The 15,315-nt window shown below is 71.0% G+C and carries 13 protein-coding genes; 8 read left to right on the top strand and 5 right to left on the bottom strand.

The window, feature by feature from the left end; all coding sequences use genetic code 11:
• Positions 1-6: 6 nt before the first annotated feature.
• Both K5L01_RS08305 and dinG read left to right on the top strand, forming a co-directional pair.
• Positions 7-360 (top strand): hypothetical protein, encoded by a 354-nt coding sequence (locus K5L01_RS08305; RefSeq protein WP_250063778.1) that lies wholly within the window; start codon positions 7-9, stop codon positions 358-360.
• A gap of 72 nt (positions 361-432) precedes the next feature.
• The gene (gene dinG, locus K5L01_RS08300; RefSeq protein WP_250063776.1) at positions 433-2,550 is read left to right on the top strand and encodes an ATP-dependent DNA helicase DinG; all 2,118 of its coding nucleotides are present in this window, start codon (positions 433-435) and stop codon (positions 2,548-2,550) included.
• Between the two features lie 181 nt (positions 2,551-2,731).
• Here the strand turns inward: dinG and K5L01_RS08295 are convergent, their stop codons facing one another.
• Both K5L01_RS08295 and K5L01_RS08290 read right to left on the bottom strand, forming a co-directional pair.
• Positions 2,732-2,995, bottom strand: a complete 264-nt coding sequence (locus K5L01_RS08295; RefSeq protein ID WP_250063775.1) for a hypothetical protein — start codon at positions 2,993-2,995, stop codon at positions 2,732-2,734.
• A 378-nt stretch (positions 2,996-3,373) separates the two neighbouring features.
• Positions 3,374-4,759 (bottom strand): amino acid permease, encoded by a 1,386-nt coding sequence (locus tag K5L01_RS08290; protein WP_250064149.1) that lies wholly within the window; start codon positions 4,757-4,759, stop codon positions 3,374-3,376.
• 219 nt (positions 4,760-4,978) lie between these two features.
• Here K5L01_RS08290 and K5L01_RS08285 point away from each other — a divergent pair, with 219 nt between their 5' ends.
• The 3 genes from K5L01_RS08285 to K5L01_RS08275 all read left to right on the top strand — a co-directional run bounded on the left by K5L01_RS08285 (position 4,979) and on the right by K5L01_RS08275 (position 8,424).
• Entirely contained in the window at positions 4,979-6,151 is a 1,173-nt protein-coding gene (locus tag K5L01_RS08285; RefSeq protein WP_250063773.1) for an acyl-CoA dehydrogenase family protein, read from the top strand.
• Between the two features lie 65 nt (positions 6,152-6,216).
• Positions 6,217-7,074, top strand: coding sequence for a PA4780 family RIO1-like protein kinase (locus K5L01_RS08280; protein WP_250063771.1), 858 nt, complete (start codon positions 6,217-6,219; stop codon positions 7,072-7,074).
• A gap of 114 nt (positions 7,075-7,188) precedes the next feature.
• Positions 7,189-8,424 carry a CaiB/BaiF CoA transferase family protein gene (locus tag K5L01_RS08275; protein WP_250063769.1) on the top strand — a complete coding sequence of 412 codons (1,236 nt, stop codon included), beginning with the start codon at positions 7,189-7,191 and terminating at the stop codon, positions 8,422-8,424.
• A gap of 14 nt (positions 8,425-8,438) precedes the next feature.
• Here the strand turns inward: K5L01_RS08275 and trmL are convergent, their stop codons facing one another.
• Both trmL and K5L01_RS08265 read right to left on the bottom strand, forming a co-directional pair.
• Entirely contained in the window at positions 8,439-8,918 is a 480-nt protein-coding gene (gene trmL / locus K5L01_RS08270; RefSeq protein ID WP_250063767.1) for a tRNA (uridine(34)/cytosine(34)/5-carboxymethylaminomethyluridine(34)-2'-O)-methyltransferase TrmL, read from the bottom strand.
• Positions 8,919-9,020: 102 nt separating this feature from the next.
• Entirely contained in the window at positions 9,021-9,416 is a 396-nt protein-coding gene (locus K5L01_RS08265; RefSeq protein WP_250063765.1) for a hypothetical protein, read from the bottom strand.
• A gap of 350 nt (positions 9,417-9,766) precedes the next feature.
• Between K5L01_RS08265 and K5L01_RS08260 the strand changes: the two genes are divergently transcribed.
• The 3 genes from K5L01_RS08260 (at position 9,767) to K5L01_RS08250 (ending at position 14,275) form a co-directional block, all read left to right on the top strand.
• Positions 9,767-12,616, top strand: a complete 2,850-nt coding sequence (locus K5L01_RS08260) for a M16 family metallopeptidase (protein ID WP_250063763.1) — start codon at positions 9,767-9,769, stop codon at positions 12,614-12,616.
• A gap of 102 nt (positions 12,617-12,718) precedes the next feature.
• Positions 12,719-13,030: a DUF4156 domain-containing protein gene (locus K5L01_RS08255; protein WP_250063761.1), complete on the top strand. Its 312-nt coding sequence runs from the start codon at positions 12,719-12,721 to the stop codon at positions 13,028-13,030.
• A gap of 228 nt (positions 13,031-13,258) precedes the next feature.
• Positions 13,259-14,275 carry a 3-oxoacyl-ACP synthase III gene (locus K5L01_RS08250; protein ID WP_250063759.1) on the top strand — a complete coding sequence of 339 codons (1,017 nt, stop codon included), beginning with the start codon at positions 13,259-13,261 and terminating at the stop codon, positions 14,273-14,275.
• A gap of 311 nt (positions 14,276-14,586) precedes the next feature.
• Here K5L01_RS08250 and K5L01_RS08245 read toward each other — a convergent pair whose 3' ends face one another.
• On the bottom strand, positions 14,587-15,315 hold the full coding sequence (locus K5L01_RS08245; protein ID WP_250063757.1) for a UPF0149 family protein: 729 nt from the start codon (positions 15,313-15,315) through the stop codon (positions 14,587-14,589).

Genomic DNA, 15,315 nt, shown 5'->3' with positions numbered 1-15,315 from the left:
CGCGGCATGGACGAGCTGCAACTGCTGAATGCCCTGCTGGTCTCGGTCGGCCGCCGGCTGCCGGTGATGGTGGCGCTGGGGGTGGCGCTGGTGCTGCTGCTCGGCGCGCCGCGCGCGGCACCCCGCACCGCGGCGCTGTGGGCGCTGGCGCTGCTGATGGCGACGACGCTGTCCGGCGCGGTGCTGACGGTGCTGCCGCTGTTGCTGATCGCGATGGGCAATTTCGACGGCATCGCCGCCCTCAATGTATCGCTGGGCCTGGGCCATGTCGCGCTGTCGCTGCTGGAGGCGGTCGGGCTCGTGCTGCTGGCCTGGGCGCTGGTGCGGGCGTTGCGGGGGCCGGCTGCCGGTCGCCGCTGAACCGTCGCGGTCGGCGGTGCCGCGGCGGTATGGGAAAATGGCGGCCATGAACGGAGCAGGCGGCAGAGTGGCGTGACGGAAAAAGTGGAAGCGCCGCGGGCGTTGACCGAGGACCTGAAGACGGCCATCCGCGATGCCTACGCGAAGCTGCAGGCCAATACTCCGGGCTTCGCCACGCGCCGTTCGCAGAGCCAGATGATCGGGGTGGTCTCGCGGGCCCTGGCCACCGGCGGCGTGGGCATCGTCGAGGCGCCCACCGGCGTCGGCAAGAGCCTGGGCTACCTCACCGCGGGGGTGCCGATCGCGCTGGCGTCGAAGAAGAAGCTGGTGGTCAGCACCGGCACGGTGGCGCTGCAGTCGCAGCTGGTCGAGCGCGACCTTCCCAGCTTCCTCAAGGCCACCGGCCTGCAGGCCACGGTGGCCCTGGCCAAGGGCCGCACCCGCTACCTGTGCACCCGCAATGCCGTCGAGGCGCAGGGCGAGGGCGCCCAGGAGGGCATGTTCGGCGACGAGGGCCTGCTGCACGACCGGCCGCTGGCACCGATCGAGATGGACGTGGCCGGCAAGCTGGTGAGCGCCTTCATGGAGGGGCGCTGGAACGGCGATCTCGATGCCGCGCCGGAAACGGTCAGCGCCGGCCTGCGTCCGCGCATCACCACGCCGGCCTCGGGCTGTGCCGGGCGCCGCTGCGCGTATTCGACGCAGTGCCCGGTGCTGCGCGCGCGCAGCGAGGTGCGCGAGGCGCAGATCGTGGTCACCAACCACGCGCTGCTGCTGTCGGCGCTGTCCATCGGCGAGTCCGACAATGGCCAGCCGCTGATCGCCGCGCCGGCGGACATGCTGCTGGTGCTGGACGAAGGCCACCACATCGGCAATGTCGCCATCGACCAGGGAGCGGCCAGCCTGCCGCTGGACGACATGGCGCGGCGTACCGGCCGTCTGCAGATCCTGATCGCCGCCGCCTACCGTGCGGTGGACAAGGACCGGATCGGCAACCTGCTGCCGAACGAGGCCATCGACGCCGCGTCGCGGGTGAGCACCCTGCTCAAGGCCTTCGCCAACGCCATCGCCGAGGTATGGACGCCGGCCGCGGACGCCCGCGAACCGATATGGCGGGCCGCCAACGGCCGCCTTCCCGAGGCCTGGCGGCAGCCGGTCGAAGAACTGGCCGACGAGACCCGCACCCTGCTCAACTGGGCCACCGCGGCGGCCGCGCAGGCGGCCAAGGGCAAGCCCGAGGATGCCGCGCAGGAGCGCCTGCAGCGCAGCCTGGGCATGGCGCTGGAGATGATCCAGCAGCAGTACGACCTGTGGGCCGGCTGGCGCCGCGAGGACCCGGAAGGGCAGCCGCCGATGGCGCGCTGGATCAGCCTCGGCCGCGACGGCGAACAGGTGCTGCACTGCTCGCCGGTGTCGGCGGCGGCGGTGCTGCGCAGGCTGCTGTGGGACGAGGTGGATTCGGTGGTCATGACCTCGGCGACCCTGGGCGGGGAGGGCGGGTTCCAGGCGCTGGCGATCGACAACGGCATTCCCGGGGAGGCGGAGATGGTGTCGCTGGCCTCGCCGTTCGACCTGGCCAACCAGGCCGAGCTGGTGGTGCCGCCGTTCCCGGCGACGCCCGACGACCGCGAGCGCCACCCGAAGGAGGTGGCCAGGTACCTCGCCGCCGAGCTGGACTGGGACAAGGGCAGCATCGTGCTGTTCACCTCGCGCTGGAAGATGGAGAAGGTGGCCGAGCTGATGCCGGCCACGCTGCGCGCGAAGCTGCTGGTGCAGGGCGAGGGTGCCAAGCAGAAGATGATCGATACCCACCTGCGCCGTACCGCGGCCGGGGAAGGGTCGGTGCTGTTCGGGCTGAACTCCTTCGGCGAGGGGCTGGACCTGCCCGGCGCGGCCTGCACCACGGTGGTCATCACCCAGGTGCCATTCGCGGTGCCGACCGATCCGCAGACCTCGACGCTGAGCGAATGGTTCGAGAGCCGCGGGCTGAACTCCTTCAACCTGATCGCCGTGCCCCATGCGCTGCGCACGCTGACCCAGTTCGCCGGCCGGCTGATCCGCACGTCGACCGATACCGGGCGGGTGATCATCCTCGATTCGCGGCTGCTCAGCCGCCGCTACGGCAAGCGCATCATCGATGCCCTGCCGCCCTTCAAGAGGGTGATCGGCCCGCAGCGGCCGGACCGGTAGCGCGCGTTACGGAGCGTGCCGCGCGGAGGGCCTGCGGCAGGCGGCGGCCTTGCCCGTGGGGGGCCGCCCGCCCGCGCAGCGTATCGGACCGGAAAGCGCCGGCGGTGCGGTCAGGCGCCGGTGGCCCGGGCCGTCCCGGGTGCGGCGCCCGGGCGTTCCCGCGTCCGTGCCGGCGCGGGGCTCATTCCTCGCGCTTGTTCAGGGCCGAGCTCACCGCCGCGGCGTCCTCGCGCGACAGGAACAGGTATTCCAGCTCGCATCCGCCGAAGCGGTCCTCCAGCTCCTGCATGCGCACCGGGTGGCTGCCGAAGCGGTAGTGGCTGCTGCCATCGTCGGTGTCCTCGATCAGGTAGACCCCGAAGGACGGGGGATTGGTGAGGGTGCCTTCCAGCCTGACGGAGGCGGGGTCGATGGCGCGCTGGATGAGATCTTCTAGCTCGATCATGGTCGTGCGGGTGGGGGTCCGTGGGGTGTTTTCGGGGGCAAGTGGAATCGTTGTCGGGGCCGGCGTCAATGCCTGCGGCGCTTTCTTCGCCACCCGGGCCGCACGGGCGCGCGCGGGCGCGCACGGCGGGGCGCCGGACGCGGGCCGTCAGGGGCGCCAGAAGGCCCGCCGCCAGTGGATGCTTGCAGCGGAAACGGTGGTGCGACGGGGCGCCGGCATGCGGCACGCGGGTGCATGCGCCGGCCTGGCCGCCGTGCGTGGCCGCGCGCGGGACACGTGGCACGGCCTGCCCGGATGTTGCGATGCGGGAGCTTCCCGGGGCCTGCCGGCCGCCGTGGCGGGCCGGCGGGAGGGCGCCGGAAAAGGCGCCGGGACGCCTCAGCCGCCGCGGACGCGCCGTGCCAGGCGGCTGGCGACGGCGATGGCGGCGGTCAGTGCGGCCATCGACAGGAACTGCACGCGGGTGGCCGGCGAGGACAGCAGCAGTGCGAAGATCAGCACCAGGATCGCCAGTGCCAGCACCGTGAGGTAGGGGAAGCCGGCCATGCGGAACGGCAACGGCGTGCCGTCGCGCTCGGCGCGGCGGCGCAGCACCAGCTGCGAGACCAGGGTGAGGGTCCATACCAGCAGGCAGGTCGAGCCGACGATGTTGAGCAGCAGCGGCAGCACCTGGTCCGGGTACAGGAGCTCCAGCACGGTGGCGGCGAAGCCGAACAGCACGCTGGCCAGCACCGCCGGGATCGGCACCTGGTTGCGGCTGATGCGCGCCAGCCAGCGCGGCGCCTCGCTGCGCGCGGCCAGCGAGTGGATCATGCGCGAGGCGCCATAGAGGTTGGCGTTGAGCGCCGAGAGCAGGGCGATCACCGCGATCAGGGTGATGCCGGTGGCCGCGCCGGGGATGTTGGCGGCCTGCAGCACCGCCGCGAACGGCGACTTGAGCGATTCGCTGGTCCACGGCACCACGGCGATGATCACCCCGATCGAGCCGATGTAGAACACCAGGATGCGCCAGGCGACGGTACGGATCGCACGCGCCAGGCTGCGCTCGGGGTCCTGGGTCTCGGCGGCGGCGACGGCCACGATCTCGGTGCCGCCGAAGGCGAACACCACCACCAGCAGGGCCGCGCCGACGCCGGCCAGGCCCTTGGGCGCGAAGCCGCCATGGCCGAGCACGTTGGACAGGCCCGGCGAGGCCACGCCCGGCAGCCAGCCGCACAGCAGGGCGACGCCGACCAGGATGAAGGCGACGATCGCGGCGACCTTGAGGATCGCGAACCAGAACTCGAACTCGCCGTAGTTGCGCACGCCCATCAGGTTGATGGCGGTGAACACCACCATGAACGCCAGCGAGGTCAGCGGCACCGACAACTGCGGCCACAGCGTCGCCAGCAGCCCGGCGGCGCCGACCGACTCGGCCGCGATCACGATCACCAGCTGCACCCACCACAGCCAGCCGATGGTGGCGCCGGCGGTGGCGCCCAGCGCGTCGGCGGCATACACCGAGAACGCGCCGCTGGCCGGGCGCGCCGCGGCCATCTCGCCCATGGCGTGCATCATGATGATCACCAGGGTGCCGGCGACCAGGTAGGACAGCAGCACCGCCGGGCCGGCCGCCTGGATGCCCACGCCCGAGCCCAGGAACAGGCCGGCGCCGATCGCGCTGCCCAGGCCCATCATGATCAGCTGGCGCGGCTTGAGCGCGCGCTCGAGGGTGGGCGTGACGGGGGCCGGGGCGGTCGCGGACGAAGGGGTGGGCATCGGCAGGTGTTCGCTGGCGGGAAGGGCGACACCATACCGCGTCCGTCCTCGCCCGTGCCCGCCCTGCCGGCCCGTGGCGGCGCGGCCGCCGCCGGTGCGCGGGCCGGCGCCGGGAGGGGGTCGGGCGTGGATTGTCAACGTGCGGATGCAGCAATGCTCCGCGCCCGAATCGACTACCTTATCCACTTCCTCCCCCCGCCGTGACGGCTGCTTTCCGAGACAGCAATGACCTTGAAGACCCTCAACCCCTTCGATCTGTTCGACGTGCGCTCGCTGCTGAGCGAGGAAGAGCGCGCCGTGCAGGATTCCGTCGCCCGCTTCACCGACGAGCGCGTGCTGCCGATCATCGGCGACTGCTTCGACCAGGGCCGCTTCCCGGACGAGCTGATCCCGGAGATCGCCGACATGGGCCTGCTCGGCTGCTCGCTGCCGGAGGAGTACGGCGGTGCCGGCCTCAACGGTGTCAGCTACGGCCTGATCTGCCAGGAGCTGGAGCGCGGCGACTCGGGCCTGCGCAGTTTCGTCAGTGTGCAGAGCTCGCTGTGCATGTATCCGATCTACGCCTACGGCTCGGAAGAGCAGCGCATGCGCTGGCTGCCGGACATGGCGCGCGGCAAGGTCATCGGCTGCTTCGGCCTCACCGAGGCCCATGGCGGCTCCGACCCGGCCAGCATGAAGACGCGCGCGGTCAAGGACGGCGGCGACTGGGTCATCAACGGCTCCAAGATGTGGATCACCAACGGCTCGGTGGCCGACATCGCCATCGTCTGGGCGAATACCGACGAGGGCGTGCAGGGCTTCGTGGTCGAGAAGGGCACGCCGGGCTTCAGCGCCCAGGAGATCAAGCACAAGATGAGCCTGCGCGCCTCGGTCACCGGCGCGCTGTTCTTCGACAACGTGCGCGTCTCCGACGCCAACCGCCTGCCCAACGTCAAGGGCCTCAAGGGGCCGCTGGGCTGCCTGACCCAGGCCCGCTACGGCATCACCTGGGGCCCGCTGGGCGCGGCCATCGCCTGCCTGGACGAAGTGCTGGCCTACACCAAGGAGCGGATCCTGTTCGGCCGCCCGGTCGCCACCACCCAGAGCGCGCAGATCAAGATGGCCGACATGGCCCGCCGGATCACCGCCGGGCAGCTGCTGGTGCTGCAGCTGGGGCGCCTGAAGGATGCCGGGCAGATGCTGCCGCAGCAGGTGTCGCTGGCCAAGTGGAACAACTGCCGGCTGGCGATCGACATCGCCCGCGAGTGCCGCGACCTGCTTGGCGGCGCCGGCATCACCACCGAGCACAGCGCGATCCGCCATGCGCTGAACATGGAGTCGGTGATCACCTACGAGGGCACCGAAACCGTGCACCAGCTGGTGATCGGCCGCGAGCTGACCGGCATCAACGCGTTCTGAATGCGTCTTCCGGGTGCCTGGCGGCCCGCATGCGATCATGCGGGCCGCTTTTCGCATGGCTGGACATGAAGACACCTCCACAACTGCAGGCGCTGATCGACGACGGCGTCATCGACGAGGTGCTGCGCCCGCTCAAGAGCGGCAAGGAAGCGGCGGTCTACGTCGTGCGCAGCGGCGATGAGATCCGTTGCGCCAAGGTCTACAAGGACATGGCCCAGCGCAGCTTCCAGCAGCGGGTGCAGTACCAGGAAGGACGCAAGGTGCGCGGCTCGCGCGAGGCGCGCGCCATCGGCAAGGCCAGCAAGTACGGCCGCCGGCAGCAGGAAGCGGCCTGGAAGAACACCGAGGTGGACGCGCTGTACCAGCTGCGCGGAGCCGGCGTGCGCGTGCCGGAGCCGTTCGGCTATTTCCACGGCGTGCTGGTGATGGAGCTGGTCACCGACGCCGAGGGCTACAGCGCCGCGCGGCTGGGCGAGGTCGAACTCGATGCCGCGCAGGCCCGGCGGTTCCACGCGGTGCTGGTGCAGCAGGTCAAGCTGATGCTGTGCTGCGGGCTGGTCCATGGCGATCTGTCGCCCTACAACGTGCTGGTTGGCCCGGATGGCCCGGTGGTCATCGATTTCCCGCAGGTGGTCAGCGCCGGCGGCAACAACGCCGCGCGGGCCATGCTGCTGCGCGACGTCAACAACCTCACCGCCTGGCTCGGGCGCTCGGCGCCGGAGCTGTTCGAGACCTGGTATGGCGAGGAGATGTGGGAACGGTTCCAGGCGGGCGACCTGCAGCCGGACAGCGTGCTGAGCGGAAAATTCACCCCGGACCTGCGCGCGGTCGACCTGGACGGCGTCCGCGAGGCCATCAACGACGCCCGCGAGGAAGCCCTCATCCGCCAGCAGGGGCGCGAGGCGGCGGAAGAAGACGACTGAGCGTGGGCAGGCCGTGCCGGGCGGGGCCATGGGCCGCGGTTGGGCGTGGCGGTGTTGCCGGGCGTTTCGGCATGGCAACCTGCCTGCTTCCCGGAGGTGGTGCGTGGTGATCGGATGAAACTGCTCGAAGGTATCCGCGTGCTCGACCTGTCGCGCATCCTGGCCGGGCCGTGGGCCACCCAGGTGCTGGCCGATTTCGGCGCCGAGGTCATCAAGGTCGAACGTCCCGGAATTGGCGACGACACCCGTGGCTGGGGGCCGCCGTTCCTGGCCGATGCCGACGGCGGCGACACCACCGAGTCGGCCTACTACCTGTGCGCCAACCGCGGCAAGCAGTCGGTCGCCATCGATTTCACCCGGCCCGAGGGCCAGGCGCTGGTCCGCGCGCTGGCCGAGCGCAGCCAGGTGCTGGTCGAGAACTACAAGGTCGGCGGCCTGGCGAAGTACGGGCTGGATTTCGCCAGCCTGCAGGCGCTCAACCCGAGCCTGGTGTACTGCTCGATCACCGGCTTCGGCCAGGACGGGCCCTATGCGCAGCGCGCCGGTTACGACGCCGCCATCCAGGCCATGGGCGGCTTGATGAGCGTCACCGGCGAAGCCGACGGTGCGCCCGGCGGCGGGCCGCAGAAGGTGGGCGTGGCCGCCACCGACCTGATGACCGGGATGTACGCGGCCACCGCGATCCTGGCCGCGCTGCGCCATGCCGAACGCACCGGCAGCGGGCAGCAGATCGATCTGGCGCTGCTCGACACCCAGGTGGCCTGGCTCGCCAACCAGGCCTCGAACTGGCTGGTCGGCGGCGTGGTGCCGGAGCGCCAGGGCAGCGCGCACCCGAGCATCGTTCCCTACCAGGTGATGCCGGCGGCCGACGGCCATTTCATGTTGGCGGTCGGCAACGACGCGCAGTTCGCGCGTTTCTGCGAGGTGCTCGGGGAGCCCGGGCTGGCGTCGGACCCCCGCTACGCGACCAACGCCGGCCGCGTGGCGCAGCGCGGCGTGCTGGTGCCGCTGCTGCAGCGGAGCCTGCGCGCGCGGCCGGCCGCGGAATGGCTGGCGCGGCTGGAGCGCGCCGGCGTGCCGGCCAGTCCGGTCAACCGCATCGACCAGGTGTTCCAGGACCCGCAGGTGCAGGCCCGCGGACTGCGCATCACGCTTCCGCACGCCAGCGGCGCGCAGGTGGCGATGGTGCGCAACCCGCTGCGGTTCTCGGCCACTCCGCTGCGCTACGGCGACGCGGCGCCACTCCGCGGGCAGCACACCTGCCAGGTGCTCGGCGGGCTGCTTGGACTGGACGCGGAGCGGTTGCAGGCGCTGCAGCGCCTGGGCGTGGTGGAGGCGGCCGGCGGGTAGGTGCGGGCGCGGGCTCAGCCGGCGCCGGGAAAGCCGTGTTGGCGCCAGGCCTCGAACACCAGTACGGCCACCGCGTTGGACAGGTTGAGGCTGCGATTGTGCGGCTGCATCGGCAGCCGCAGGCGCTGGCCGGCGGGCAGGGCATCGAGCAGGTCCTGCGGCAGGCCGCGGGTTTCCGGGCCGAACAGGAAGGCGTCGCCATCGGCGAACTGCACTGTGTCGTAGCGGATGCTGGCGCGGGTGCTCAGGGCGAACAGCCGGCGGGGCGCGATGCGCGCCAGTGCGGTGTCCAGGTCCGGATGGACCTGCATGCGCGCGTACTCGTGGTAGTCCAGGCCGGCGCGCTTGAGCTGCTTGTCGTCCAGGCTGAAGCCCAGCGGTTCCACCAGGTGCAGCCGTGCGCCGGTGTTGGCGCAGAGGCGGATCACGTTGCCGGTGTTGGGCGGGATCTCCGGCTGATAGAGCAGGACGTGGAAAACGGGGGCGGCGGTCATCGGCGGAGTGTACGCCGTGGCCGCCGCCCTAGGGCCGTGCGGAGTGGGCCGGCGCGGGGCGCCCGCGGGCGGGAGACGACACGGACGGATGGCGGCGATGGCTCACTGCGCGAGGGTCTCGTCGGCGATCCGCGACAACCGGCTGGCGGCCAGCTCCGCGGCCAGCGCCTGCACCTGCTGTGCATCCGGATGCACGGTGATGGCCGGCAGCGAAACGATCCACTGGCCGATGCTGGCACCGAGCGCGACCGGCGTATGCGCCGCCAGCCGGGCGGTGGCCTTCTCAGCGGCCAGCTCCATGATCTGGCCGGCGCTGGGCCGCACCTGCACCGAGGAGAGCGTGGGGATCGTGCTGCCGCGTTCGCGCGCGGCCTGGGCCAGCTGGTCGGCGGCCGGACGTACCTGCACGGTCTCCAGGGTGGGGATGTCACCGGCCTGGGCGGTGGCGGAGAACCCGGCGGCAAGGGCGAAAGCAAGGGCGAGGGCGGTGGTGTTCATGGCGGTCCTGTTTAGTGTTTTTGATAAGTGGTGTGGTAGTAATGTAGTACACCAGTTCTGGGGAGGCAAGCTTTTTCCTCTTCCCTGGCTTTTTGTTCAGCCTGTAGTCATCATTCGGTGGATCCTGCGTGGCGGTGCGTAGCGTCAAGCAGGAGGCGTGCCAATCCCATTGCATTGATTTGAAAGGGTTTTCTGCAGGTGAGGGTGTCCGCTGTCCGGACACCCGGTGCCGGCGGGCGCTGTCCGCGGACAGCGCGGCCGCGCGCCACCGGCCGTGACCCGTGGCGCATCCCGCCGACAGGCCGGTCCGGTTAGGATCGGCGCCTACCTCATTGCTCAAGGAAAGCGGAATGAAACGGACAACACCCCGCAGCGCCCTGCTCAGCGTCGCCCTCGCCACCGCCCTGGGCGGCTTCGCCGGGCTGCCGCCCGCCGCGGCGGCGCCGGCGCCGGTCGCGGTGGACATCCCCTTCGAGGAATTCACCCTGCCCAACGGCCTGCGCGTGGTCGTGCATACCGACCGCAAGGCGCCGATCGTGGCGGTCAACATCTGGTACCACGTCGGTGCCAAGGACGAGCCGGCCGGCCGCACCGGGTTCGCGCACCTGTTCGAGCACTTGATGTTCCAGGGCAGCGAGAACCACCACGGCGAGTTCTTCGAGCCCTTCAAGCAGGTCGGTGCCACCGACCAGAACGGCACCACCAATACCGACCGCACCAACTACTTCCAGAACGTGCCCACCACCGCGCTGGACATGGCGCTGTGGATGGAGTCGGACCGCATGGGCCACCTGCTCGGCGCGATCGACCAGGCCGCGCTCGACGAGCAGCGCGGCGTGGTGCAGAACGAAAAGCGCCAGGGCGAGAACCAGCCCTATGGCCAGGTGTGGGACAAGCTGACCCGCGCGCTGTACCCGGCCGGCCACCCGTACCACCACGGCGTGATCGGCTCGATGAACGACCTCAACGCCGCCTCGCTGGATGACGTGAAGACCTGGTTCCGCACCTGGTACGGCCCCAACAACGCGGTGCTGGTGCTGGCCGGTGACATCGACGTGGCCACGGCCAGGGAGAAGGTCGCCCGCTACTTCGGCGACATCCCGGCCGGGCCGAGCATGGCCCAGCCCAAGGTGGACGTGGCCCGCCGGGCGGCCTCCACCCGCGAGGTGATGACCGACAAGGTGCCGCAGGCGCGCATCTACCGCGCCTGGAACGTCGCCGAGGTCGGCACCACCGACATCGACCAGCTGCAGCTCTTCGCCCAGGTGCTGGGCGGCGCCAAGTCCTCGCGCCTGGACCAGCGGCTGCTGCACCAGGACCAGCTGGTGGACAACATCGGCACCATGGTCGGCCCGTCGCAGCTGGGCTCGAACTTCGTGATCATGGCCACGGTCAAGCAGGGCGTGGACCCGGCCAGGGTCGAGGCGGTCATCGACGAGGAGCTGAAGAAGCTGATCGCCGACGGTCCCAGCGCCGATGAGCTGGCGCGCGCCAAGACCGCGTTCCGTGCCGGCTTCATCCGCGGCATCGAGCGCATCGGCGGCTTCGGCGGCAAGGCCGACGCGCTGGCCGAATGCGCCGTCTACGAAGGCGACCCGGGCTGCTTCCGGACCTCGCTGGCCACCATCCAGAACGCCAGCGCCGGCGACCTCGGCACGGTCGCCGGCAAATGGCTGGGCGTGGGCGACCACACCCTGGTGGTCGAGCCGGGCGAGCGCGTGGCGCTGGAGGAACTGCCCTCGGGCACGCCGGCGCCGTTCACGGTGCCGGCGGTCGACCCGAAGTACCGGGTGCAGGCCTCGCCGGTGGACCGCAGCGCCGGCGTGCCGCGGACCGCGTCGTTCCCGGAACTGGCATTCCCGCGCCTGCAGCGCGCCACGCTGAGCAATGGCACCCGGGTGGTCCTGGCCGAGCGCCACGACATCCCGGTGGTGCAGTTCAGCTATGAGTTCCCCGGCGGCTTCACCGCCGACCAGGGGCGCAAGCCGGGCACCGCGAACTTCACCATGGGGCTGCTCGACGAAGGCGCCGGCGAGCTCGGTTCGCTGGCCTTCGCCGATGCCGCCGATGCACTGGGCGCGCGCATCGGCGCCGGCGCTTCGCTGGACGGCGCCAATGTCTACCTGTCGGCGCTGAAGGAGAACCTGGCGCCGTCGCTGGCGCTGTATGCCGACGTGCTGCGCGCGCCGCGCTTCGACCAGAGCGAGATCGACCGCATCAAGGCCACCTGGATCGCCGGCATCCAGCAGGAGAAGGTGCATCCCAGCGCGGTGGCGATGCGGGTGCTGCCGCCGCTGCTGTACGGCAAGGGCCACCCCTACGCGATCCCGTTCACCGGCAGTGGCGACGAGGCCGCCATCCAGGCGCTGGGCCGCGACGACCTGCTGGCGTTCCACCGCGACTGGGTGCGCCCGGAGAACGCCACCCTGATCGTGGTCGGCGACACCACCCTGAAGGAGATCGTGCCGCTGCTCGAGCGCCGCCTCGGCGACTGGAAGGGCCAGGGGCCGGCACCGCAGCTGCAGGTACCCGCACCGGTGGCGCGTCCGGACAAGGCCCGGGTCTACCTGATCGACCAGCCCGGCGCGGTGCAGGCCAACCTGTTCGCCGGCGAGGTGGTGCCCTCGACCATGGACCCGGGGGCGACCCGCTTCGACATCGCCAACGGCGTGCTCGGCGGCGACTTCACGTCGCGGTTGAACATGAACCTGCGCGAGGACAAGCACTGGTCCTACGGGGCACGCTCCAGCGCCAGCGGTGCGCTCGGGCAGCGGCCGTGGATGGCGATCGCGCCGGTGCAGATCGACAAGACCGCCGAGGCGCTGCGGGAGATGCACGCCGAGATCAGCCAGTTCGCAGGCGGCCAGCGTCCGCCGACGTCCGAGGAAGTCGCGCGCATCCGCAACATCCAGACGCTGAGCCTGCCCGGGGCCTACGAGACCGCCGCCGCGGTCATGAACGCCATCGGCGGCATCGTCCGCTACCAGCGTCCGGACGACTACGTGTTCCTGCGCAAGGCCGAGATCGAGGCGATCACGCCGGCGCAGGTGGCCGAGGCGGCGGCGACCCTGGATCCGGCGACGCTGACCTGGGTGGTGGTCGGCGACCTCAAGCAGATCGAGGCGCCGGTGCGCGCGCTGGAGCTGGGCGAGGTGAGCGTGATCGACAGCGACGGCAACCCGCTGCCGGCCTCCCGCTGACGCTCCGGCGCCGCGGCCCGCCCGTTCCGGGGCGGGCCGCGGATCATGACGGATTCATCCGGACGCGGCACAATCCGTTCCGATCTCCACAAGGACCTGCCCATGCGTGTTTTGATCCTGTCCGCCCTGATTGTCGGCACCGCCGCCTGCACCTGGGTGCCGATCGAGAAAGGCGGCAAGGCGGTGCGGGTGCTGCCGGCCGGCCCGGTGGTGCCGGGCTGCGTGGGCAAGGGCGAGATCGTGGTCTCGGTCAAGAGCAAGGTGGCGTTCTACAACCGCAACCCGCTGCGGGTGCAGGAAGAGCTGGAAACCCTGGCGCGCAACGAGGCCCCCAGTGCCGGCGCCAACGCCGTCCAGGCACTGGGCCGCCCGGCCGACGGCAGCCAGCGGTTCAGCGCCTGGCAGTGCCCCTGACGCCGGCGCGCGGATAATCCCCGGGTGCCGTGCGGCCGGCCGCACGTGCCGCCGCGCCCGGACACCGAGGGTTCCCGCCGGCGCCCGGAGAGCGCCGGCCGGCGGGCGTTTCCAGGGCCGCGCACCGGCCCGCGCTCCATACGCACCGGCAGCAAACCGTTAAAGATGCGTCAAGGGCAGGCAGCCGCTAGAATGGCGCCCCCTCCGCCTGAGTCCTGGCGCCTTCCGATGCCCTTCCAGAATGTCTCGATCGCGGGACTGGCGCATGTCGACGCGCCGCATACCCTGACCTCCAAGGAAATCAACGAGCGGCTGCAGCCGACGCTGGATCGTCTGGGCATCCGTGCCGACATGCTGGGCGACGTCGCCGGCATCCACGCGCGCCGCTTGTGGGACCAGGGCACCCAGGCCTCGGACGCCGCCACCCTGGCCGGCCGCAAGGCACTGGAAGACGCCGGTGTCGGCGCCGACCGCATCGGCCTGCTGGTCAACACCTCGGTCAGCCGCGACTACCTGGAGCCGTCCACCGCCTCCATCGTCTCGGGCAACCTGGGCATCGGCGAGGACTGCGTCACCTTCGACATCGCCAACGCCTGCCTGGCCTTCATCAACGGCATGGACGTGGCCGCGCGCATGATCGAGCGCGGCGACATCGACTATGCGCTGATCGTCGACGGCGAGAGCTCCAATCTGGTCTACGAAAAGACCCTGGAGCGGATGAGCGCGCCGGACGTCACCGCCCAGCAGCTGCGCGACGAGTTCGCCGCGCTGACCACCGGTTCCGGCGCCGCCGCCATGGTGCTGGCCCGCGCCGAGCTGGTGCCCGACGCGCCGCGCTACAAGGGGGGCGTGACCCGCGCGGCCAACCAGTGGAACAAGCTGTGCGTGGGCAACCTGGACCGCATGGTCACCGACACCCGCCTGCTGCTGATCGAAGGCATCAAGCTGGCCACCAAGACCTTTGAAGCCACGCGCATCGCGCTGGGCTGGGCGGTGGACGAGATCGACCAGTTCGTCATCCACCAGGTCAGCCAGCCGCACACCAATGCCTTCATCAAGGCCTTCGGCATCGACCCGAAGAAGGTGATGACCATCTTCGGCGAGCACGGCAACGTCGGCCCGGCCTCGGTGCCGATCGTGCTGAGCAAGCTGCGCCAGCTGGGCAAGCTCAAGAAGGGCGACCGCGTCGCACTTATGGGGATCGGTTCGGGCCTGAACTGCACCATGGCCGAGGTGGTCTGGTAACACCGGCGCCCGCAGCGCCGCGACGGCCTGCCCGGCCGCAGGGGCCTGACACCCGGAAACGCCCGCAAGCCGCCCTTGCGGGCGTTTTGCATGGCGGCATCCGCCCGGCACGTCGCCGGCAAGCCCGCGCTTCGCAGGGGCGGTGGCCGCCCGCATGCGCTTTGGCGGCGCTGGGGCCTGCCGGGCGGGCCCCGAGCCCGCACCGGGTTGGAGCGGGCGCGGCCGCCACCGTGATCGGAGGGGCCCGTGTCCGGGCAGGCCGGGGCTGCGTTCCCCGGCATGGGCGGACGGGTCAGGCCTGCCCGGTCCGCTCAGTTCAGCCCGCAGCACCTCTTGTATTTCGTCCCGCTGCCGCAGGGGCAGTCGTCGTTGCGGCTGGGTGCCGCGTCGCGGCGGATCGGCACGCGCGGGGTCAGGGCGTCGACGCGGTGGTGGTTGAGGTCGGCCAGCATCGCCGGCAGCTCCATGGTGATGTCCAGGCGTTCGCGGTAGGTGACCCTGGCCGGCGGGGCCTCGGGGTTCTGCGGATCGATGCGTTCGCCGCTGGCCAGCTGGTCGAGCAGGTCGAAGATCTCCTCGATCCATGCGTGTTCGTCCAGCCACGTGTCCCATTCCGCTTCATGCAGCATGACCGCGGTGAAGAAGCCCAGTGCCCAGTCCCGGCCGACATCGAGCTCGGAGTCGGGCAGGGCGTCCTCGTCCTGCTCCGGGTCTTCCGGGAGCCACATCAGCGGTGCGAGATGATCGGGCAGGTCGTCGCCTTCGAACCGCGCGCGTGCGGCACACATGTTCCAGTGGCCCATCAGCAGCTGCTGGACCTGGAGGGCCTCGTCCTCGTCGTTCCAGCGCGGCGGCTGGCCGCCCCAGACGCGCGGCTGCCATTGGCCGGGCGGCGCGGCCACCGGTGCGACCACCAGGGCCGACAGGAAGCCGTCCAGCGCCTCGAGGTTGAGGCCCTTGAACGGCACCGCGCGCTGTTCGAGCAGGCTGGACAGCCGTTCGATCTGGTTGTCATCGAGGAAGGAGGGAGGCGTGGACAT

The organism is Stenotrophomonas mori, from assembly GCF_023556335.1.
GTDB lineage: Bacteria > Pseudomonadota > Gammaproteobacteria > Xanthomonadales > Xanthomonadaceae > Stenotrophomonas > Stenotrophomonas mori.
The sequence above is the reverse complement of the archived record's forward strand: the minus strand, read 5'-3'. Positions and strand labels throughout refer to the sequence as shown.

What these genes read in the sequence shown, in the direction of transcription:
- K5L01_RS08280 (WP_250063771.1), top strand. Translation starts at nt 6,217, where the DNA reads ATGAAGACACCTCCACAACTGCAGGCGCTGATCGACGACGGCGTCATC.
- trmL (WP_250063767.1), bottom strand. Translation starts at nt 8,918, where the DNA reads ATGACCGCCGCCCCCGTTTTCCACGTCCTGCTCTATCAGCCGGAGATC.
- K5L01_RS08305 (WP_250063778.1), top strand. Translation starts at nt 7, where the DNA reads ATGGACGAGCTGCAACTGCTGAATGCCCTGCTGGTCTCGGTCGGCCGC.
- K5L01_RS08250 (WP_250063759.1), top strand. Translation starts at nt 13,259, where the DNA reads ATGCCCTTCCAGAATGTCTCGATCGCGGGACTGGCGCATGTCGACGCG.
- K5L01_RS08295 (WP_250063775.1), bottom strand. Translation starts at nt 2,995, where the DNA reads ATGATCGAGCTAGAAGATCTCATCCAGCGCGCCATCGACCCCGCCTCC.
- K5L01_RS08255 (WP_250063761.1), top strand. Translation starts at nt 12,719, where the DNA reads ATGCGTGTTTTGATCCTGTCCGCCCTGATTGTCGGCACCGCCGCCTGC.
- K5L01_RS08275 (WP_250063769.1), top strand. Translation starts at nt 7,189, where the DNA reads ATGAAACTGCTCGAAGGTATCCGCGTGCTCGACCTGTCGCGCATCCTG.
- K5L01_RS08245 (WP_250063757.1), bottom strand. Translation starts at nt 15,315, where the DNA reads ATGTCCACGCCTCCCTCCTTCCTCGATGACAACCAGATCGAACGGCTG.
- K5L01_RS08260 (WP_250063763.1), top strand. Translation starts at nt 9,767, where the DNA reads ATGAAACGGACAACACCCCGCAGCGCCCTGCTCAGCGTCGCCCTCGCC.
- K5L01_RS08285 (WP_250063773.1), top strand. Translation starts at nt 4,979, where the DNA reads ATGACCTTGAAGACCCTCAACCCCTTCGATCTGTTCGACGTGCGCTCG.
- K5L01_RS08265 (WP_250063765.1), bottom strand. Translation starts at nt 9,416, where the DNA reads ATGAACACCACCGCCCTCGCCCTTGCTTTCGCCCTTGCCGCCGGGTTC.